This is a genomic window from Lysinibacillus sp. FSL M8-0134 (assembly GCF_038069745.1).
Lineage (GTDB): Bacteria > Bacillota > Bacilli > Bacillales_A > Planococcaceae > Lysinibacillus > Lysinibacillus irui.
This window is the reverse complement of sequence record NZ_JBBPAJ010000001.1, coordinates 99,485-119,763: the sequence shown is the minus strand read 5'-3', so window position 1 is coordinate 119,763 and position 20,279 is coordinate 99,485. Positions and strand designations below refer to the sequence as shown.

Below are 20,279 nucleotides of genomic sequence, written 5' to 3'. Positions count from 1 at the left end.
TTAATTCCCCTGTCTTACAATTTTATAGAACGAACGTACGGTAAAAATATAATAAATAAAGTAAATAGCTGAGTATGCAATCATCCACAGTATTACTGGCTTTGTAATGTTCATACCAAATAATTGTGAAAATGCAAGTAATGCAAACGAACTATGCACAATACCGACAATCAGTGGTGCACTAAAGATTACAGCTACTTGACCTGCTACTGTCTTTAAGATTTGCTTACTATTCACACCGATTTTATTTAAAATGGCATATTTCGCCTGATCTTCTTCAGCTTCCGTTAAAATTTTGAAATAAATAATACTACCTGTTGCCGCTAGGAACACTAAGCCTAGAAAGCTTCCTACAAACAATAGTGCACCTACTGTCGCTATACTGTCCTCATAACTTTGTGGAACGCTAGAGAAAGATTCTTGCTGTTCAGAGGATAACTGCTTGTAAATGTCTTTGGATATGGTCTGTTGTTTTAAATCATTGTCTAATCCAATAACCTGAATCGTCACCTCTTCAGCATTTGTAGCAGTAAATTCCTGATCATTCACAACGAGTACTGTGCCTGCAGATGTAAAGTTTAAAACACTTTCTGTGTACATTTTATCTACATGGAAGGAATCTCCGTTTTCAAGTTTAAAGTCTTCGTTAGTAAAATCATGTGAAAATCGCTCATCATAGGCTGCATCAAGTAACACAGTAGAACCATCTGCAACGTGCAGTTCTTGATTCTTACCTTGTAATTTAGCTAAACGATTATAATCAGATTCCTTAAGTAATGTATATTCGAAAAATGAGAATTCATTATCCACACGTAGATTTTTCACTGACAGCGATTCATTATACAAAACCTCTTGCTGCGGTAATTCAACTGCATCGCCCTTCCACATAAACGTATTCGGAAGCATCTGGCGTACACTTGCTTCTGCATTGTAATACATACCGAAGACCCCACCACCAGCTGTAATGGTTGTTGCGCTTAAAATAGCAATAATCGACAACGACTTTGCGTTTGCTCGGATACGATACAATAGTTGGGAAACACCGATTAAATTTAACCCTTTCCATGACCATGATGTTGCTTTTTTTAAAGCGGTTAGCACAAAGACACTCACACTATGGAATAGAAGATATGTCCCGGCAATCGTAACACCGATGACCATTAATGGCGTACCTAAAATAGTAAAGAATCGCCAAATTTTACTTGTAAACAAATCAGAAGCAGCTGTATAATAGCCAAATGCAATGAGCGCTGTGCCCAGTAAGGCAGCTACTAATGATGCACGCGGGATTTGCTCTCCCTGTTTTTCAGCATGAAATAAATCAATTAACTTAAATTGATAAATAACACGATAACCTTGTAAAGATGTGAATAAAAACAGTAGTGTAAAAATGCATGTCGTATTAATTAGTGCTTCCATCGAAAATGTCAGGCTACCTACCACTTCATAGCCCATTAAGCGCACTAAAATCATTAATAGCCCTTGTGACATAAAGAATCCAAGAACAATACCAAGTACTAAAGAAACAAGCCCTATAACTAAATTCTCAAAAAAGAGCATTAAGCCAATTTTTTGCTTCCGAACACCTAGTAACGAGTAGAGGGCAACTTCCTTTTTCCGCTTCTTCATAAAAAATGAATTGGAATATGCCATAAAAATAACTATAAAGAACAGCAGTACTACTGATGACGCACTCATCAATCCTTTAATCTGTTGTGACGATTGTTTTAACGCTGAAAGATCATCATTATATTTCAGCGTCACAAATGTAAAGTAAATAACAATACTAAATACCATCGAGGCAATATATAAAAAGTAATTCGATAAATTGCGCTGAATGTTTTTACGCGCTAAACTAAATAACGTCATTTACTCCACCCCCGATGCTAGATAGCACCTGCAAGATCTCTTGGAAAAATTGCTTCCTTGTTAGAGTCCCACGATGAATTTCCTTAGAAAGCTGCCCATCCTGAATAAAGAGTATGCGTTGACAGAAGCTAGCTGCGAATGCATCATGGGTAACCATCATAATCGTTGCGGCTTGAGATTGATTTAAATCACTTAAACTTTCAAGTAAATCAGTAGCAGATTTTGAATCAAGTGCTCCTGTAGGCTCATCAGCAAAAATTATTTTTGGCTCTGTCACTAATGCACGCGATGAGGCTGTACGCTGTTTTTGTCCACCCGATATTTGATAAGGATATTTATCAAGCAAATCACTAATTCCAAACAAACCTGCAATACGGTCAACCCTTGCGCTAATGGCCTTTGTTGGCATCTTTGCAATAGCCAGTGGTAAAACTATGTTTTCTCGTACTGTTAAAGAATCAAGTAAGTTATAATCTTGGAAGATAAATCCTAAGTTATCACGACGAAAATCTGCTAATTCAGCGTCCTTCATACGTGCTAAATTGGTATCCCCAATAATAATTTCACCATTTGTTGGCGTATCAATCGTTGCTAATACATTCAAAAGCGTAGATTTCCCAGCCCCTGAAGGACCCATTACTCCAACAAACTCTCCTTTTTCTACTTCAAATGATATATTCGATAGCGCTGTAAAAGTATTTGCGCCTTTGCCGTAAGTTTTTCCAACGTTTTGTACCTTTAATAATGGCGTCATATACGCTCACCTCTTCTTTCTGACTTTAGTATACGACCCCAAACTTACAAGAAATTTGTCACAAGCTTACAACAACCTTAAATCATTAGCTTTATAAATTACTACCAATGTAAATTATCTAGAATTCTATCCACACATCCACGAAGGTCCCCTTTTCCTCAATCAAAATAAAAAAAGGATTCATACACAAACTGTGCATGAACCCTGTTCATCTATTGCTGTAAAACCTTTTGAATATCATCCTCAAAGCTACCTGGCTTATCTGCCGGTGCGTAGCGTCCAACAACCTCACCATGACGATTTACGAGGAATTTTGTAAAGTTCCATTTAACATTACTACCTAAAAATCCTTTGGAATGGGAAGTCAGATAATCGAATATAGGATGGGCTTCTTTACCGTTCACCTTGACAATCTCGTGCATCGGGAACGTCACACCATACGTCAGTCGACATTGAGAAGCCGCCTCCTCAGCAGTCGCTAGCTCTTGTTTAAATTGGTTCGATGGGAAACCAAGGACTACAAGACCTTGCTCCTGATATTTCTCATAGAGACCTTCTAATTCTTCAAATTGCGGTGTAAAGCCACATTTAGAAGCTGTGTTGACAATAAGCATAGGCTTTCCTTTATAACGTTCTAGGCTATAGATAGTACCATCCTCTAAAGTTACGTTAATATCATAAATGTCCATCTTTCTACCTCCCATTATAAACGTCCATTCATTCTTGCCACCTGCTGTAAAGGATCCCATACACCGTTGAAAGGCGGTGCATAGGCTAAGTCTAAATCAAGCAAATCTGGTAATGTCATTTTACTATACAATGCTGTAGCAAAAACATCGATACGCTTATCAATTCCTGCTGGCCCTACTATTTGCGCTCCCAATAGCAGCTGATCTCGTTTGCGCACAATAACTTTTATATACATGCGCTGCGCACCTGGATAATAGCCTGCGATATGTCGAGCAGATAATTTATATGCCTCGTAGTCGAAGCCAAGCTCTTTAGCCGTGCGCTCATTAATGCCTGTTGTAGCAATTGTTAAATTGAAAAACTTTAAGATCGAAGTTCCTACAATTCCTTTAAATGGCGCACATTTGCCTGACATATTAAGTCCAGCTAAACGCCCTTGCTTATTAGCAGTTGTTCCTAATGGTACATAGTCTAAACGCTCTTTGACAATATTAAAATGGGTTGCACAATCTCCTGCAGCATAAATATTTTCTATAGAGGTTTCTAAATGACGATTTACAATAATTGCTCCATTTTTGGCTAGTGCTATCCCAGTACCCTGTAAAAATTGTGTATTTGGTTTAATGCCTGAAGCGACAATAACTAAATCTGTCTCTAAAACGCCGTTATCTGTAATGACACGTTCAACACGTTTATTCCCTTCGAATGCTTCCACACTTATATTTAATAATAGCTCCACACCATTCTTTTTTGCTTCTTCATGAACATGTTGGGCAAGCTCTTCATCTAAAGTGCGTGCTACATGGCTTCCACGTTGAACTAGTTTTACCTTTTTACCGCAGGCATGTAGTGTCTCTGCCATTTCTAACCCAATATAGCCACCACCGATAATAGTTACCTGTTGAATAGCAGGCGTTAAATCAGCCATTAAGTCTTCTAATTGTGGAATCGTTTTTACTGTGTGGATACCTTCTAAATCAGACCCCTTTTTCACTGGCATAACTGGACTTGCCCCTGTTGCAATCAGAAGCTTATCATAAGGAATTTCAAATGCTTCACCACTTGCTTGTGTACCTGTAATAATTTTCTTCTCTACATCTACATTTTCTACCTCATAGCCCACTCTTGCATCAATGCCATACTTATCACGGAAAGTCTCGACATCTCTTGCAATTAAACGATTAGTTGAAGAAATACGACCATCTACAACATAGGGCAAACCACATTGCCCATACGAATAAATAAAGCCACGCTCTAAAGTGGTAATTTCTGCCCCCGGTACATTACGATAGATTTCCATTGCTGCAGACATACCTGCAGCATCTCCCCCGATGATGACGTATTTCATTCTACAAGCCCCCTTATTTTTTCCTTGTTGCCATTAAATCTGCGTATTGATCGATATATAAACGTCGTTTTCCACCACTTACAATGACGCGTAGGACATGGATGGCTATAATCATTGTTAGTATAAAACCTGCTGTTGCTGCAAAGAGAGAAATGATAATTTGCAGAACATAAAATGGTGAATCGATATTTAATTGAATACCACCAATCGTTGTAATGGCCTCAAATATACAAGCCGTAGCAATAATGGCAACACAGCGACGCCACGACTGCCTTACAATACTTTTTCCATTCTTATTAACCATTGTAAAACGCATTACCTTCATACCGAGTGTTGCACCATCTAGCATGCTTGGCATCACACCAAAAAGTAACATGTACAGCGTTATTTTTACTAAAAACTCAAAAGTTCCATTATATCCTGTCAGAGCACCAATTATGAGCCAAATCATTTGTGCAATGCATAAATCAATAACGAGTGCCAGCAAAATAGAAATAGGTTTAACAATATCTCTTTTTTCCATTTCAGCCGCTTTAGCCTCAACTTCTTCATGAGAAGGGAATAATGCCCATACAATTGGTGCTAAAAAGAACCCCAGTAACGCGCCTACACTGTTTAGTAATAAATCATCAACATCAAAGAGACGGTAGGCACAATTAAAAATGCCATAAATACCTGTTCTTTGTGTGATCTCATAAAACAATGTTAGCAAAAAGCTAATGATAAATGCACGTTTCCAGTACCTTCTTTCTTTAAGAAAATATCGTAAGTATACGCCAAATGGCATCAGTAATAAAAAATTAAAGAAAGCTTGATAAAATGCCTGCTGTTTTGTGATTGCAAGCCATGTAGACGGATTTGTCACGACAACTCCACTGTCCTTTAAAATATCTTCAACAAATTGGAATAATCGTAAATTGGAATGAATGGTATCTGTAGGCTGCAGTGAGCATGTATCTCTTGTAGATGGAAATGGTAGTAATACTAAACATAGTGCGGATAAAAAGTAAAAGATAAATGACAACATAATAATAGTTTTAGACATCGATAAGTAACCATATTTGCGATACGTATAAATTAGCCATGGAATGAAAAGTACAAATGATAAAATAATAGTAATAAAAAATGCTATGAAAATGGATTCTGTGTAAGTTGACATATAAGCACCTCGCTATTTAAGTTGCCCGATTTCCTGAACGCTAAAACTAAGTTTAGACATCTAATACAACATATATATTTCAGCAAGCTTACATAATCCTTAACTCCAGAAAAAACAGGTAAAGAATATTACTCTCTACCTGTCCCTGCAATATTTTTATGCTTTTGCCATTTCTTCCTTACAAAATGCTAAAATTTCCTCTAGCTCTTCATCCTCTAATGCGAAATCTAAATATTCACCCTCTGCTTTTTCCATGATGAAATAGTTTAAAATAAATGGCTCCTCGCCCTTCTCACCAATCAGTACACGAATTTCTATACCCGCTTCGTGATATAGCTCATCATCCTCATCGATCTCTACATCTAAAATAAATTCGTAACGCTTACCTTCAATAATATTTGTTGGGTCTAAAATTTCTTCCATTGAGAATTGTGTAATTTCCATTATGCTAGCTCCTTTATCTTTAGCTGTTCCTTTCTATATTAAATCAATTTCAGCATGGGTCAACTAGAAAAGCCGTATACACCTGTAAGTAATTATGCCACAATAAAATGGAAATAATTTAGAGACTAAAATATCTACATAAAGGAGGCTTTTTCTTGAAAGAGCTATTATATTACCAAGACGTTATGTTACGTGAGTTTGAAGCTACTATTGTCAGTAAGGGAACTGATGAAGTTGGTCGTCATTATGTTGTGCTATCTAATACTGCATTCTATCCAACAGGTGGTGGACAACCTCATGACACAGGTACATTGGATGCTATTGAGGTCTTAGATGTCGAGAAAATTAACGATGAGATTCGTCATTATATTCAAGGTGACCCGTCGACTTTAGACGGTGTCGTCCATGGCAAATTAAATTGGGCTAGACGATTTGATCATATGCAGCAGCATGCTGGTCAACATATTTTAACAGCTGCATTTGTTGAACTTTTCAATGCACAGACTGTAAGTTTTCACCTAGGAAGTGAGCATGTCACGATAGATATTGCTACCGATACACTAACAGAACAACAGTTAGCAGCAGCGGAAGCAAGAGCAAATGATATCATTTTAGAAAACCGTCCAATTCAAACGACTTGGATTACAGAAAATGAGCTTGCCAACTATAATCTTCGCAAAGAAGTCGCTGTGACAGGAGATATTCGGCTTGTAATCATCCCTGATTTTGACTATAACGGCTGTGGTGGAACACATCCTGTATCTACTGGGCAAGTTAGTGCCATTAAAATTCTTGGCACCGAGAAAATGAAGGGCAATGTACGCGTCTCTTTTGTTTGTGGGCAACGTGTCTTATCCGAGCTTGCTATGCGTAAAGAGGTTTTAGCTGATGTAGCTCGTCAATTAAGTGTACCAGAGGTCGAAGCTGCTACAGCACTTTCTAAAATTCTAGTCTCTCAAAAAAATACTGAAAAAGTACTTGCTGCCGCAAAAGAGGAATTACTAGCGTACGAAGTAAAAGCACTTGTTGCTGGGAACGAGGATGTAGTTGCAGCAGCCTTTAACCAACGAACAATGCAGGAATTGCAAAAAATAGCTCGTATTATTGTCATCGATAATCCAGATGTTACGGCCCTTCTTGCTTCAGAAAATGAAGGCAAATTGCAGTTCGTAGCAGCAAAAGGGAAAAATGTTGCAAAAAGCATGAAAGTCATTGCCGAAAAAGTACTACCACTTATTAATGGTAAGGGTGGCGGAAGTGACCAAATGGTACAAGGCGGTGGAGAATGTACAATTTCTAAAGAAGAGCTACTAGAAGTATTGCAAAACGCTGAATCCCACTATTAAAAAGTGGAGCTGTCACCAGCGACAGCTCCTACTTCTTTAATATTTAAATTTTTGAATGGCTCCATATAAACGTTTTGCCATTTCTGATAACTTCTCGGTTTGATTATTCATCGTTGTGACTGTTTTTATCTGTTCCGTTGTGGAAGCTGTTACCTCATGCACATAGTCACTAGCCGCATGTGCTGTAGCTGCCATTTCTTCCATAGAGGCTGAAACTTCTTCAGTATTTGCAGACATTTGTTCAGCTGAAGCATTCATTTCTTCAATTTGGCCTGCTATTTCTCCAACTGCTCGTATCATTTCCTCGAAGCGATTTCCTACTGCCTCGATTGAAGCTAATCCACGTTCCACGTTATGCTCACCAGATTCTGCAGCCTTTACTACTTCTAATGTGTAGGATTGAACTCGTTGAATTAACACATTAATTTTAATAGCAGATTCTGCTGTTTGCTCTGATAGCTTACGAACTTCATCGGCAACAACAGCAAAACCTTTACCAGCATCTCCTGCACGAGCAGCCTCAATAGAAGCATTTAGTGCCAATAAATTGGTTTGATCAGAAATATCGGTAATCATTTTAGAAATTAAGCTAATTTCCTCTGACTCCTTTTCTAGTTTGTGAATAATGGTTAGCTCAGCTGTCGTACCTTGCTGAATCTCACTCATACGACAAATAGATTGCTGCACTGCATCGTTACTTTCACTAATTTTCTGGGAAATAAATTCTGTATTAGAAGCAATTGTTGAAGCAACTTCCGCAACATTTTGTATGCCAAGCGCCATTTGTTCCATAGCTGAGGCACTTTCTTCTGCCATAGAGGTTTGACTCTGTGCCCCTCTGTCTACTTCACTAATTGCACCAGCTATTTGCTCAGAATGTTTTGTGACTGCAATTACATCTCCCATTAAATCACATGAGGCATCGTTCACTGCGGTCGCTTCATGGCTCACTTTCGCTATCATTTCTCGCATATTATCAGTCATGCGATTTAATGCACGTGACATTGTCCCCATTTCATCAATTCGTTTCAAATATTTCTCAGGAATCTCTTGTGTAAAGTCACCTTCTGATAAGCCTTCACTTATACGCAGCACGTGACGGAGTGGTCTACTGACAGAACGCGAAATAGCAAAAGAAATGAAAAGGCCCAGTATCGAAACAATAATGGTTGTGACAATAAAGTTCGTCTTTAGCTTAGATAGTCCTGTAAACATCTCGTTTTCTAAAGCAATAACTCCCATTTTCCAACCGTTATTAAGCGTATGGAAGCCCATTAAGCTTGTTCCTGTATCTTCTGTTTTAAACGAAAAGTAGCCGCTTTTATTAGCAATCATTTCTTTTGCAGCTAATGCTCTGCCTGTCATGACACCCGTTTCCTCGGCTTCTTCGATGGGATTGTTCTGCTCCTTCACATAGGTATGATTATTATGCCCAATGATAGTCCCTTTGGCATCGAGCATAAATGCATATCCATTGTCTCCAACTTTAATGCCCTCTACAATATTGGATAAATAATAGCCATCAATACGAGCTAATAATAAAGCTTGCTCGCCTGTGACAGTATTAATTGGTGAAACGATTAAAATGACTGGTTCACCCGTTACACGGCTAATTGTTATGTCAGACATAACTGACTTACCTGTAAAGCCTTCTTTTACATAATTACGATCACCTAATTCTGCGGTTGTATCATCTAAATAATGGGCAACCCCATCTGCTTTAATAATGCCAAATCCTAAATAATTTTCATTATTAGCAAGACGCTTTGACAAATATTGTTTTTGTTTTGCAAAGTCCATACTACGAACTGCCTCTTGCTCAGCAATTGCCTCAACTTCTACCAATGTTAGCTGGAAGTGTTCTTCTATGTATTTTGAAACATCCTCTGCTCTGGATACCAAATTGGATTCCACTTGTTCATTCATTGCCTTCGTACTATTTATCCAGGTGGATAGACCAAGCGTACCACATGTTACAAACACAAGCGCTATGATCGCAACGACTAATTTACCACCAATACCTTTTATCCACATTCCTTTTATCACACTACTTCCACTTTTAGCTATACTATTTCGCTTATTTATAACTACAGAGTAAAGTCACCAAAAGTAGAAGTCAACAAAAGTTTTCCATTTTGATTAATAAATGTATAATAATACCATTTATACTATTGATATAGTGCTAACCATTTTCTACAAATTTTCAACTTATAGGACAAAACTCGCTTTAGAAAGACAGAATATATTGCGCTGTTGGATGAAATTAAAACTTTTTCCAACAAAAATTGATTATAATCCACATTTTTTGCTGATTATTAAAGATAGAATCAGTTTAAAACATTTTGAGGGGAGGATTTCCATGAGTTCAGACAAAAACAATGTTTCGCGTCGAGACTTTTTGAAAACAACAGGTATTGCTGCTGGTACATTAGTCGGTGGTGGATTAATAGGAGGGCTAGTAGGTTACAACATCCATGGTAAAGGAACTTCTACTCTGGAGCATGGTGGGCATGGAACAACAAATGAGGCTACTGGTTCACCAAAGGCTAAGATGTTTTTTAGAAATGAAAGAGATTTTAGTATCTTATCAAATGCTACAGAACGCATCTTCCCAGAAGATGATTTAGGGCCAGGTGCTATAGGCTTGGATGTTCCCTATTTTATCGATCATCAACTTGCAGGTAATTATGGAAGTAACTCTAAAGAGTATATGCAAGGGCCATTTGACGTAGGTGCCCCTACACAAGGTTATCAAAGTCGCCTAACAAGAGCAGAGATTTTTAGACAGGGCATTCAAACGATGGAGGATGAAGCTCAAAAGCGATATAAAAAAAGCTTTAATGATTTAGATGGAAAACAAATGGATGAAATTTTAACAGCCTTTCAAAAGGGTGACATAGAAATGGTCGGAGTTACATCTGCATTCTTCTTTACACTCTTACGCGCGGCTACTTTAGAGGGTGCCTATTCCGATCCAATGTATGGAGGAAATCGTAATATGGATGGCTGGCGTATGAAGGGCTTCCCTGGCCACCAAATGGCTTATATTACACAAATAGAAGATACAAAGTTCCAAAAAATTGAGCCTAATCCATTAGGCAACCATTAAGGGGGTTAGAATATGGCTAAAACATTGCCGAGTGTAGACGTTGTAACAGTTGGTGTAGGTTGGACAGGTGGTATCGTTGCTGCTGAATGTGCCAAAGCTGGCCTAAAGGTGGTCGGTTTAGAGCGCGGACAAAAGCGTGGTACCGAAGATTATTTAAATGTTCATGATGAATACCGCTATGCCATACGATATGATTTAATGCAAAATTTATCCAAAGAGACGGTAAGCTTCCGTAATGATCGTAATATGAAGGCTTTGCCAATGCGCCAGCTAGGCTCCTTTTTACTTGGAGAAGGCCTTGGTGGATCAAGTACCCATTGGAATGGAATGACTTTCCGTTTCTTACCCTATGATTTTCAAATCAAAACGCTAACAGATAAACGTTATGGGCCAAACAAACTCGGTCCGGATTACCTCATTCAAGATTGGGGTTTAACATATGATCAGCTTGAACCTTATATGGATAAGTTTGAAAAAACCGCTGGTATTTCAGGGGATGACAAAAACACATTTAGTGGTAAACGTTCAAATCCTTATCCAACAGGTCCTATGAAAAAAACACCTATGCTTACGCAATTTGAAAAAGCTGCAAAAAACTTAAAGCTAACACCTTATATGGTGCCATCCGCCAACTTATCAGAGGTTTATAAAAATCCTGATGGTGAAACAATCAATGCTTGTCAATATTGTGGTTTTTGCGAACGCTTTGGTTGCGAATATGGTGCCAAATCTTCTGCAGAAGTTACGGTTGTTCCTACCGCTTTAAAGACAGGTAATTTTGATTTACGCTACAACTCGAATGTTGTCGAAATCTTAAAGCAAGGCAATAAGGCTACTGGTGTAAGATATATCGATACCGTGTCTGGAGAAGAATTCATTCAGCCCGCTAATGCTGTTGTCTTAACTAGTTATGTCTTTAATAATGCCAAGCTATTAATGGTCTCTAACATTGGAGAAAGATACGATCCTACTACTGGCAAAGGTACACTTGGTAGAAACTATTGCTATCAAATTTTACCTGGTGCTGCTGGATTCTTTGATGAACAATACAATACGTTTATGGGAGCAGGTTCTTTAGGTGTGTGTCTAGATGACTACAATGGGGATAATTTTGATCATAGTGATTTAGATTTTATTCATGGAGGAAATCTTGCCCTTACTCAGACAGGTGCCCGTCCAATTGGCTCAAATCCGACACCACCAGATACACCTACTTGGGGACCAGAATTTAAAAAGCAATCTATTTATTACTATACACGCTCCTTCGGGATTGGTGCACAGGGAGCATCTATGCCACATAAAGAAAATTATCTATCTCTGGATCCAACCTACAAGGATGCTTATGGCTTACCGTTAGTACAATTGACATACAACTTTACAGATCAGGATCGTGCGCTTCATAAATATATTTCTGCACGTGCAGCTGACATTATGAAAGAAATGGGCGCTAAAACGATTGTTCCAAATGCTGAAATTAAGGATTACAATATCGTACCTTACCAAACAACGCATAACACGGGTGGAACAGTGATGAGTTTAACTCCAGAACAAGGCGTCGTGAATAATTATCTACAACACTGGGATGTTGATAATCTTTTCGCAGTGAGTGCTGGTAACTTTGCACATAATAGTGGGTACAATCCAACAGGCACATTAGGAGCACTTGCATACCGCTGTGCGGAAGGGGTTATAAAATATAGTCAATCTGGCGGTTCTTTAGTGTAAATACCTTAATTTAAAGGAGGCAAGACTTATGGGAGGTCTTGGAGCAATTGGAGTACCTGGATTAATCATTATTTTGGTCATTGTGTTAATTGTATTTGGTCCAAAAAAATTGCCCGAAATCGGTGGAGCAGTTGGTAAAACGTTTGCAGAATTCAAAAAGTCCACTAAGGGGCTTATAGACGATGATGATGATTCAGTGAAAAAGGTCGAAAAAAAATCTGATGCTTCGTAGGAGGGTTTCCTATGGATCCATATGAAGATGGAAAAAGAAAATATTTAAGCCCTCTCGATAAACCAAAAACTGAGCCTCCCCCACCAGTGGAGGCTTTAGTTGAAATGCCAACGGTAGTAGTTGAGGAGCAGGAGCATGTAGCAGATGAACCACTTATACCTGTTAATTCCCTATTTGAACACCTTTCTGAGCTACGTAAGCAAATTATAAAAGGGTTAACTGTTTTTATTTTATTTTTTATTGTGGTTTTCTCTACTATCAATATTTGGTTTCCCTTTGTAACTCGAGGCCATTCTCTCATTATATTAGGACCCCTTGAGGTCGTTAAATTTTATATGACTATTTCAACTACTTTAGCATTTGGTCTTTCTATGCCTTTTCTCGTTCATTTTTTGTGGAGTTTTATAAAACCAGGGTTAAAGGAAGAGGAAAGCCGCTTTCTAGGTCTCTATGCACCAATTATGCTAGTCCTTTTCTTATTAGGAATAGCTTTCGGTTACTTTGTTGTAAACCCGCTAAGTTACTCGTTTTTAGTGAGCATAGGAGCAACTAATTTCGATGTCATGGTATCAGCGAGTGAATATATGCATTTTTTAATCATGACCACAGTACCACTTGGCTTATTATTTGAGTTACCGATTGTCGCCCTTTTCTTATCAGCCATTGGTGTACTAACTGCTGAATCCATGAAAAAAATAAGAGGTTGGTCTTACATCGCAATGGGCGTAGGTTCTGCTGTTATCACGCCACCTGATTTCATTAGTCAGCTCCTTGTGTTAATACCGATGATTATTTTGTATGAAATAAGCATATACCTTGTCAAACGTATAGAACGTAAACAAATTGAAAGCACTGCGTAAATTGAACGCAGTGCTTATTTTTTCTTTAAATCCATCACAATAATTTCTGGAAGATTCAAAATGCGATAGGGTACAGAGCTATTGCCTAATCCACGGCTAACTACCATCTTAGTGGATGCAGCTTCGTAGACACCAGCCGTATATTTTGGAAACAGCCCCTGACCTGGTGCAACTAGACCACCAAGCCCAGGAATACGAACTTGCCCACCATGCGCATGTCCCGAAAAGACTAAATCTATGTGATAATTTACATACGTATGAAATACTTCTGGTCGATGCGCTAGTAACAGCTTAAACATGTCATCTGGTAAATAAGCTGTTGCAATGTCCAGCATGTCTTCTGTTGGTCTACCCATTAACGGATCCTCAATTCCAACAATCGCCAAACGCTCCCCGTCGCGCTCTAAAACAGTCGATTCATTGGCCATTATATGTACCCCTAACGATGACAGCGCCTCATAAATTTCATTCACCTTATTCGTCGCTACTTCATGATTTCCCAGTACATAATAAACATCCGTTATTGCAACTAGTCCTTTCACTGCCTGAAGGCTTTGTTCTAAATCATAGCGATTGCTATCAATAACATCACCCGTAATAAAAATATAGTCAGGATTCGTAGCCTTAACCTTAGCAATCAAATTTTTTTGGTTGTCGCCAAAGAGGGCATCGTGTAAATCTGATACTTGTACTATGCGTAGCCCATCAAAGCTAGCAGGCACTTTTTCCGATTCGAACACATGCTTACTTACAACGAGCCAGTGATTGTTTACGTACAAAAAAATGACTATAAAAACGACAAAGAAAATACCATATAATAATTTTTTCAATCGCAATCGCTCACTTTGTGGCTACTTTTTTCAGAAAAAAACTCTGACTTCTCTATTATAAGCAAAAAACAGAGTGATTGTAAGTATATGCACCGAAATTACAAAGAATGCATTGGGATAAGCTATCCTACCGAAAGTGATAGAAGATCTTCAATACTAATTCACTAGATTATAAGCATAGTTTTTTAAAATATAGTCTCTATAATCCTTTCCTATTTGTAGGAACAGAAATTTTCCCTATTCCTGTTAATAAAAAAACACATTTAGCACTCAATTAGGTAGGAGAGCTAAATGCGTTTCGTTATTTATAAAACCTTCTCTAAGAAATCCTTCGCACGCTGTGTTGATGGGGCTGTGAAAAACTGTTCGGGTGATGCGTCCTCAATAAGCTTGCCGCCATCAAGGAAGAGAATACGATCAGCAACCTCACGAGCAAAGCCCATTTCATGCGTCACAATGAGCATGGTCATACCAGTATCTGCAAGACTTTTCATAACATCCAATACCTCTTTAACCATTTCTGGGTCAAGCGCTGATGTAGGCTCATCAAATAATATGACTTTAGGGTCCATCGCTAGTGCACGTGCAATAGCAACACGTTGCTTTTGTCCCCCAGATAAGCGATTTGGATATTCGTGACGCTTCTCAAAAAGACCAACTTTTTTTAGTAACTCCTCAGCCATTTTCACTGCAGCAGCCTTGTCCATTCCTTTAACATTGATTGGAGCATACGTTAAATTTTCGAGCACTGTTTTATGAGGGAAAAGATGAAAATGCTGAAATACCATCCCTACTTCTTCCCGTATTTTCATAATATTTGTCCCTTTATCTGTAAGGACATCACCTGCAATCGTTACCTTTCCACTTGTAGGAGTTTCCAACAAGTTTAAGCAGCGAAGAAAGGTCGATTTACCTGATCCAGAAGGTCCAATAATCGCAATTACTTCTTTTTCCTTAATTTCAGTTGAAATACCTTTTAATACTTCATTCTGTCCATACGATTTGTGTAAATCCTCAATTTTAATCACTTTTTCTCATTCCTTTCTCAATTCGTTTACCAAGGAACGTTAAAACAAGCGTCATGAGATAATAGATGACCCCTGCAAAAAGTAATGGCTCAAGATAACGGTATGTTGAACCCCCTACAATATAGGCGCGACGCATAATATCTAATGCACTAATAACTGTTACAACAGCTGTTTCTTTATTTAATGTAATAAATTCATTCACTAAAGATGGTAAAATATTTTTTACTGCTTGTGGAATAATAATATCCTTCATCATTTTTGCATATGGAATACCAAGAGCTTGTGCTGCTTCCATTTGCCCTTTATCCACTGCATTAATACCGGCACGGATAATTTCCGAAATATAAGCACCCGAGTTTAGACCAAACGCAATAATGGCTGTTGGTATAGGTTCAATTTGAATATCTAATAATTGTGGTACTGCATAATAAATAATTAATAATTGTAATACAAGTGGTGTACCACGGAAAATCGACGTATAGAAATCTGCAAACCAACGTAAAACATTGACCTTTCCAATTTTACATAATGCTAAAAGTATACCTACAATAAAACCGATGATGGATGCACCGATTGCAATTTGAAGTGTAACACCTATCCCTTTTAAAATATAAGGAATAGAGGGAACAATCGCCGTAAAATCTAAATTCACAGCGCTCCCTCCTTTCTTTTTCAACTTAATACAGCTTTTATTTTTTGCACCGAATGTACAATCTCAAATACAGAAATTTCATAAATAAATCCAGACGAGGTTATGCCGAGGCGGAATTGATAAAAAGAAAAGCACAAGCGATAGCCCAAATAGGAGCTATCGCATGCTTTAATTATTCAACTTTTTCTAACCATTTTTCTTCTAGCTCTTGAATTTTGCCTTCATCAGCTAGTTCTTTTAATGCTTTATTAATTTTATCTTTTAAATCGCTTCCTTTTGGAACCGCGATCGCTTTGAAATCTTCTGGTTGTTCTTCTACAGGGAAGGCTTCTAATTGATCATTTGTTTTTAAATAACCTTTCGCAACGCCACCCTCTAAAATACCTGCGTCTAAGCGTTTAGACATCATATCTTGAATAATCTCAGGAATACGTGTACGTCCTTCTACTGATACATCTACTTTTTTCGCGATTTCATTACCTAAATTTTCTTGAATAGATGCTGTTTGTACACCAATTTTTTTACCAGCCAAATCAGCCTCTTTTTTAATACCGCTATCCTTTTTAACAATGATTACTTGCTCTGTTTCATTGTATTTATCAGAGAAATCAACCACTTTTTCACGTTCTGGGTTCGGCGTCATACCAGAAATAACGACATCAATTTTTCCTGCCTGTAGCGCTGGTACTAAACTATTGAAGTCCATATCTTGCACTTGCATATCAACGCCTATTTTTTCGCCAACTAACTTGATTAAATCAATATCAAAGCCAATAATTTCTTCGCCTTTCGCTGCGTCCACATATTCAAATGGTGCATAGTCAGCTGATGTACCAACTTTTAATACTTGCTTGTCCTCTGTATTAGTATTTGATCCTGCATTGCTAGCATTATTATCTTTACTGCCACATGCTGCAAGTACACCTATTACAAGTACAAGCATTAACAAGAATAACTTGTTCTTCATCATTTATACTCTCCTTTTATTTATAATTTATTGTGTATGAGAATACATTTCTCGAAAATAGTCGATTGGATATTTATTCATGTTAAAGAATAAAAAATCTATCTGCTAATTAAGATATACTCTTTTGAAATAATAATCAAGACAAACTAAAAAAAATTTAGTGAAATATTATATACATAATTTTCAGACAAGTCAATTTATTTATTTTTCATAAAGGCTTTACTATACTATTTTCCGAAAGCTCGAATATTATCCATCGTTCGGTAAGTAAAAAATTAAAATTTCGAGTTAATAAAAAAGACCCCCATATGGAGGTCCAGCGCTTATTTTTCTTCTGTAAATAGCTTAGCTTTTAGCTCATCCTCTCCAGAGCCTTCTGCTAATGGAACGCGAGAACGATAGGCGGCCCGACAAATTAAATGTCCTGCGACGGGAGCTGTCACAAAGACGAATAGAATACCTAAAATTAAACGTACACTGACAAAGCCATCATGCACCCAAAAGTAAATAAATGCACCTAATAGGCATGTTAATACTGATAACGTGGAGCTTTTGGTAGCAGCATGTGATCGTGTATAGACATCTGGTAAGCGAATCATACCAAATGCACTAATCATACTCACAATTGAACCTATAAGAATAAGGATGACTGCTGCCCACTCAATCATTTGATTTACGTTCAACAATCACACCTCTTTCTATATATTTTGTAAAGGCAATTGTTCCAATAAACGCTAATATACCTAAAATAAGAATAGCTTCTAGATATGCCTTTGTTTTTAAAATTATTGATACGATGGCAATGGCTGATAATAGATTTACGCCAATTGTATCAAGAGCTATAGCTCGATCAGGCATTGATGGACCACGAATAACACGGTACAGCGATAATGCAATGGAGATACTAAAGAAAGCCAGTGCTAAAAGTAAAATATTATCAATCATTAACGTGTCACCTCCATTATTGCTTGTTCAAATTTCCCAATAGAGCGTATGACAGCATCTTTGGACTGTTCAATATCCATGGCATGAATATAAAAAACATCCCCCTCTTCTGATACTTCCATAACGACAGAACCTGGTGTTAGTGTAAGCAATAATGCAAGTGCTGTAATTTCCCAATCACCCTTTAATACTGTTTTATAAGTGAAAATACCAGGTGTAATAGTAAGCTTTGGCGTTGTAATTTGTCTTAATACGCTATAGCTTGATAAAAATAGCTCCCAATTAAAAAGCCATAATAACTTTATAATGGAAAATACTCGTCGCAAGTAAAATTGGGTGCCATAAAAACGGTGCATAGCATATAAAATACCCACTCCTACGATAAAGCCCATTAAAAATGTCGAAAATTGGGGTGTCACTTCATCCTGTAAGAGTAACCAAAGTGTTGCAATAAATAAATTCAATATAAACTGCATTGCCATTATTTATTCACCTCACCTTGCCATAGTTCCCCATCTAATACTGCATCAATATAAATGGAAGGCGTATAAAGTGTTTCTGCCGCATCCGTTACAAAAGGAGCCAATTTCTCTGCTCCAATTCCTAAGCCAATTGTACAAGCAGCCAGTAATGTTATAGGTAGCAAAATTCGCTTGGGTAATGGCTTTTCATCTTCCAAGCTAATAATGGTTTCTCCAAAAAAGGAGGAAAGGAATATTCGCAGCAGTGAATACAAAACAATTAAACTAGAGAAAAATCCTAGACCTAATAGAACAAAATGGCCTCCTTCTATTGCTCCTTGTCCGATTAAAACTTTCCCTAAAAAGCCACTTAAAGGGGGTATACCTGCTAATGAGCACATGGCGATGAAGAACATCCATCCAAAAAAGGGATAGTTCCTGATAAGCCCACTCATTTTATCTATGACCGTTTCCCCCGTAACATAAATCATCATGCCCACCGCTAAAAAAAGCATTGCCTTAGCAACCATATCATGCATTAAATAATAGATAACACCTTGTAAAGCAGACTCTGTGCCAATCGCTAAACCAGTGACTATAAATCCAACTCCAATGAGCACATTGTATGAAGCAATCGTTCTAACATCGCGCCCTGATAGAGCACCAATACAACCTGCTACGATCGTTATCCCTGCCATTATACCAAGAGCCATGTGTGTCACTTCAGTGTTATTAGGGAAAAGCAATGTAAACGTCCGCACAAGTGCATATATCCCAACCTTTGTTAATAATGCCGCAAATAAAGCCGCTATGGCAGTTGGTGGTACACTATAGGAGCCAGGCAACCAGAAGAATAATAAAAGTCCAGCCTTCAAGCTAAAGACGATTAAGAATATTAGCGCCACTGTTGTAATGAGAGGATTCGCTCCTGCCTCCATGACACGAACAGAAATATGGGCCATATTTAAAGTACCAACTGTACCATATAGAAAGGCTAAAGCTACTAAGAAAATCCAAGAAGCAACAATATTAATTAACACATATTTTAATGCTTCTCGTAGTTGAATTTTTTCGCCACCTAGACTGATCAATGCATAAGAAGCGAGCAACATTACTTCAAAGCATACAAATAAGTTAAAAATATCCCCTGTTAAAAATGAACCATTAACCCCTGCAACCATAAGCAGAGTAAATGGATAAAAATACATCTTTTCATATCCAAGCTCCATTGTAAAAATTGCATATAGCATACAAATAACAGCTACAAGATTGGCCACTAATACTAATAATATTGCAAAAGAATCTGCAACAAACGATATACCAAAAGGTGGTGTCCAACCACTAAAATCAATTCGCATCACACCTTGCTCTTGAATCTCTAGTAATAAAATGATGCTAATAATAACGATAAAGCTTAAAGTCAGTAAACTAATGATGCGTTGTAAAATAACATGCTCTTTTAAAAATACCAGTAAAATGGCAGTAATTACCGGTACAATTAATGGTAAAACAATCATATTACTCATCCGGCGTACCTCTCATTTCATCAAAATTACCTGATCCATTTGTTTTGTACGCTCGATAGCCTAAAACGAGAACAAAAGCTGTAACAGCAAAGCTAATAACAATGGCTGTTAAAATTAATGCCTGTGGTAATGCATCTGTATAAGGGCCCTCTGATTCCCCTAATAACGGTACATCCCCTTTTTTAAGACCCCCCATTGTCAGAATCAGTAAGTGGGCAGCATGAGATAAAACAGCTGTTCCTAAAATTACACGCAATAACTGCTTAGAGAGGATTAAGTACGTCGCAACAGCTACTAATATACCGACTAAAACAAGTATTAAAGATTCCATTGG

Annotated in this window: 21 protein-coding genes; 5 read left to right on the top strand and 16 right to left on the bottom strand. The window is 37.7% G+C overall.

The annotated features are described in order from the left end of the window. From MKY49_RS00655 to MKY49_RS00630, 6 genes are all read right to left on the bottom strand, one after another. A complete protein-coding gene (locus MKY49_RS00655) occupies window positions 1-1,869 on the bottom strand; it encodes an ABC transporter permease (protein ID WP_274795242.1) in 1,869 nt (622 codons plus the stop codon). Further along, on the bottom strand, window positions 1,856-2,623 hold the full coding sequence (locus MKY49_RS00650; RefSeq protein WP_274795241.1) for an ABC transporter ATP-binding protein: 768 nt from the start codon (window positions 2,621-2,623) through the stop codon (window positions 1,856-1,858). Before MKY49_RS00650 ends, MKY49_RS00655 begins: the two co-directional genes overlap by 14 nt. A 212-nt stretch (window positions 2,624-2,835) precedes the next feature. Beyond that, complete coding sequence (locus tag MKY49_RS00645; protein WP_274795240.1) at window positions 2,836-3,312, bottom strand: glutathione peroxidase; 477 nt, start codon at window positions 3,310-3,312, stop codon at window positions 2,836-2,838. A 14-nt stretch (window positions 3,313-3,326) separates the two neighbouring features. Continuing rightward, entirely contained in the window at window positions 3,327-4,661 is a 1,335-nt protein-coding gene (locus tag MKY49_RS00640; RefSeq protein WP_322605213.1) for an FAD-dependent oxidoreductase, read from the bottom strand. Window positions 4,662-4,674: 13 nt separating this feature from the next. Further along, window positions 4,675-5,820, bottom strand: coding sequence for a VanZ family protein (locus MKY49_RS00635; protein ID WP_341385387.1), 1,146 nt, complete (start codon window positions 5,818-5,820; stop codon window positions 4,675-4,677). Window positions 5,821-5,976: 156 nt separating this feature from the next. Then, complete coding sequence (locus MKY49_RS00630; protein WP_322605215.1) at window positions 5,977-6,264, bottom strand: DUF6509 family protein; 288 nt, start codon at window positions 6,262-6,264, stop codon at window positions 5,977-5,979. Between the two features lie 155 nt (window positions 6,265-6,419). Here MKY49_RS00630 and MKY49_RS00625 point away from each other — a divergent pair, with 155 nt between their 5' ends. Further along, on the top strand, window positions 6,420-7,610 hold the full coding sequence (locus tag MKY49_RS00625; protein ID WP_341385386.1) for an alanyl-tRNA editing protein: 1,191 nt from the start codon (window positions 6,420-6,422) through the stop codon (window positions 7,608-7,610). A gap of 36 nt (window positions 7,611-7,646) precedes the next feature. Here MKY49_RS00625 and MKY49_RS00620 read toward each other — a convergent pair whose 3' ends face one another. Beyond that, window positions 7,647-9,656 (bottom strand): methyl-accepting chemotaxis protein, encoded by a 2,010-nt coding sequence (locus tag MKY49_RS00620; protein WP_341385385.1) that lies wholly within the window; start codon window positions 9,654-9,656, stop codon window positions 7,647-7,649. A gap of 313 nt (window positions 9,657-9,969) precedes the next feature. On the opposite strand from MKY49_RS00620, the gene MKY49_RS00615 reads away from it, so the two are divergent. Genes MKY49_RS00615 through tatC form a run of 4 tightly spaced genes read left to right on the top strand, consistent with a single transcriptional unit; the run spans window position 9,970 to window position 13,536 of the window. After that, the gene (locus MKY49_RS00615) at window positions 9,970-10,719 is read left to right on the top strand and encodes a gluconate 2-dehydrogenase subunit 3 family protein (RefSeq protein ID WP_274795232.1); all 750 of its coding nucleotides are present in this window, start codon (window positions 9,970-9,972) and stop codon (window positions 10,717-10,719) included. Between the two features lie 12 nt (window positions 10,720-10,731). Then, a complete protein-coding gene (locus MKY49_RS00610) occupies window positions 10,732-12,444 on the top strand; it encodes a GMC family oxidoreductase (RefSeq protein ID WP_274795231.1) in 1,713 nt (570 codons plus the stop codon). Window positions 12,445-12,472: 28 nt separating this feature from the next. Next, the gene (gene tatA, locus MKY49_RS00605) at window positions 12,473-12,676 is read left to right on the top strand and encodes a twin-arginine translocase TatA/TatE family subunit (RefSeq protein WP_036122204.1); all 204 of its coding nucleotides are present in this window, start codon (window positions 12,473-12,475) and stop codon (window positions 12,674-12,676) included. An 11-nt stretch (window positions 12,677-12,687) separates the two neighbouring features. Continuing rightward, window positions 12,688-13,536, top strand: coding sequence for a twin-arginine translocase subunit TatC (tatC, locus tag MKY49_RS00600; RefSeq protein WP_312507203.1), 849 nt, complete (start codon window positions 12,688-12,690; stop codon window positions 13,534-13,536). 14 nt (window positions 13,537-13,550) lie between these two features. Here tatC and MKY49_RS00595 read toward each other — a convergent pair whose 3' ends face one another. From MKY49_RS00595 to MKY49_RS00555, 9 genes are all read right to left on the bottom strand, one after another. Then, window positions 13,551-14,366 (bottom strand): metallophosphoesterase, encoded by an 816-nt coding sequence (locus tag MKY49_RS00595; RefSeq protein WP_322612086.1) that lies wholly within the window; start codon window positions 14,364-14,366, stop codon window positions 13,551-13,553. A 305-nt stretch (window positions 14,367-14,671) separates the two neighbouring features. Beyond that, a complete protein-coding gene (locus MKY49_RS00590; protein WP_274795228.1) occupies window positions 14,672-15,394 on the bottom strand; it encodes an amino acid ABC transporter ATP-binding protein in 723 nt (240 codons plus the stop codon). Then, window positions 15,387-16,046, bottom strand: coding sequence for an amino acid ABC transporter permease (locus MKY49_RS00585; RefSeq protein WP_036125759.1), 660 nt, complete (start codon window positions 16,044-16,046; stop codon window positions 15,387-15,389). Before MKY49_RS00585 ends, MKY49_RS00590 begins: the two co-directional genes overlap by 8 nt. A 172-nt stretch (window positions 16,047-16,218) precedes the next feature. Then, window positions 16,219-17,013, bottom strand: a complete 795-nt coding sequence (locus MKY49_RS00580) for a transporter substrate-binding domain-containing protein (protein ID WP_341386904.1) — start codon at window positions 17,011-17,013, stop codon at window positions 16,219-16,221. Window positions 17,014-17,336: 323 nt separating this feature from the next. Then, entirely contained in the window at window positions 17,337-17,696 is a 360-nt protein-coding gene (locus tag MKY49_RS00575) for a Na+/H+ antiporter subunit G (RefSeq protein WP_341385384.1), read from the bottom strand. Continuing rightward, window positions 17,674-17,958 (bottom strand): Na(+)/H(+) antiporter subunit F1, encoded by a 285-nt coding sequence (locus MKY49_RS00570; RefSeq protein WP_274795226.1) that lies wholly within the window; start codon window positions 17,956-17,958, stop codon window positions 17,674-17,676. Before MKY49_RS00570 ends, MKY49_RS00575 begins: the two co-directional genes overlap by 23 nt. Next, window positions 17,958-18,440, bottom strand: coding sequence for a Na+/H+ antiporter subunit E (locus MKY49_RS00565; protein ID WP_274795225.1), 483 nt, complete (start codon window positions 18,438-18,440; stop codon window positions 17,958-17,960). The genes MKY49_RS00570 and MKY49_RS00565 overlap by 1 nt, the downstream gene beginning before the upstream one ends. After that, a complete protein-coding gene (locus MKY49_RS00560) occupies window positions 18,440-19,945 on the bottom strand; it encodes a Na+/H+ antiporter subunit D (RefSeq protein WP_341385383.1) in 1,506 nt (501 codons plus the stop codon). The genes MKY49_RS00565 and MKY49_RS00560 overlap by 1 nt, the downstream gene beginning before the upstream one ends. Then, entirely contained in the window at window positions 19,938-20,276 is a 339-nt protein-coding gene (locus MKY49_RS00555) for a Na(+)/H(+) antiporter subunit C (RefSeq protein ID WP_274795223.1), read from the bottom strand. Before MKY49_RS00555 ends, MKY49_RS00560 begins: the two co-directional genes overlap by 8 nt. Between the last annotated feature and the right edge of the window lie 3 nt (window positions 20,277-20,279).

Coding starts and splice junctions, on each gene's coding strand:
- MKY49_RS00655 (WP_274795242.1), bottom strand. CDS start 1,869: ATGACGTTATTTAGTTTAGCGCGTAAAAACATTCAGCGCAATTTATCG.
- MKY49_RS00650 (WP_274795241.1), bottom strand. CDS start 2,623: ATGACGCCATTATTAAAGGTACAAAACGTTGGAAAAACTTACGGCAAA.
- MKY49_RS00645 (WP_274795240.1), bottom strand. CDS start 3,312: ATGGACATTTATGATATTAACGTAACTTTAGAGGATGGTACTATCTAT.
- MKY49_RS00640 (WP_322605213.1), bottom strand. CDS start 4,661: ATGAAATACGTCATCATCGGGGGAGATGCTGCAGGTATGTCTGCAGCA.
- MKY49_RS00635 (WP_341385387.1), bottom strand. CDS start 5,820: ATGTCAACTTACACAGAATCCATTTTCATAGCATTTTTTATTACTATT.
- MKY49_RS00630 (WP_322605215.1), bottom strand. CDS start 6,264: ATGGAAATTACACAATTCTCAATGGAAGAAATTTTAGACCCAACAAAT.
- MKY49_RS00615 (WP_274795232.1), top strand. CDS start 9,970: ATGAGTTCAGACAAAAACAATGTTTCGCGTCGAGACTTTTTGAAAACA.
- MKY49_RS00610 (WP_274795231.1), top strand. CDS start 10,732: ATGGCTAAAACATTGCCGAGTGTAGACGTTGTAACAGTTGGTGTAGGT.
- tatA (WP_036122204.1), top strand. CDS start 12,473: ATGGGAGGTCTTGGAGCAATTGGAGTACCTGGATTAATCATTATTTTG.
- tatC (WP_312507203.1), top strand. CDS start 12,688: ATGGATCCATATGAAGATGGAAAAAGAAAATATTTAAGCCCTCTCGAT.
- MKY49_RS00580 (WP_341386904.1), bottom strand. CDS start 17,013: ATGAAGAACAAGTTATTCTTGTTAATGCTTGTACTTGTAATAGGTGTA.
- MKY49_RS00570 (WP_274795226.1), bottom strand. CDS start 17,958: ATGATTGATAATATTTTACTTTTAGCACTGGCTTTCTTTAGTATCTCC.
- MKY49_RS00565 (WP_274795225.1), bottom strand. CDS start 18,440: ATGGCAATGCAGTTTATATTGAATTTATTTATTGCAACACTTTGGTTA.
- MKY49_RS00560 (WP_341385383.1), bottom strand. CDS start 19,945: ATGAGTAATATGATTGTTTTACCATTAATTGTACCGGTAATTACTGCC.
- MKY49_RS00555 (WP_274795223.1), bottom strand. CDS start 20,276: ATGGAATCTTTAATACTTGTTTTAGTCGGTATATTAGTAGCTGTTGCG.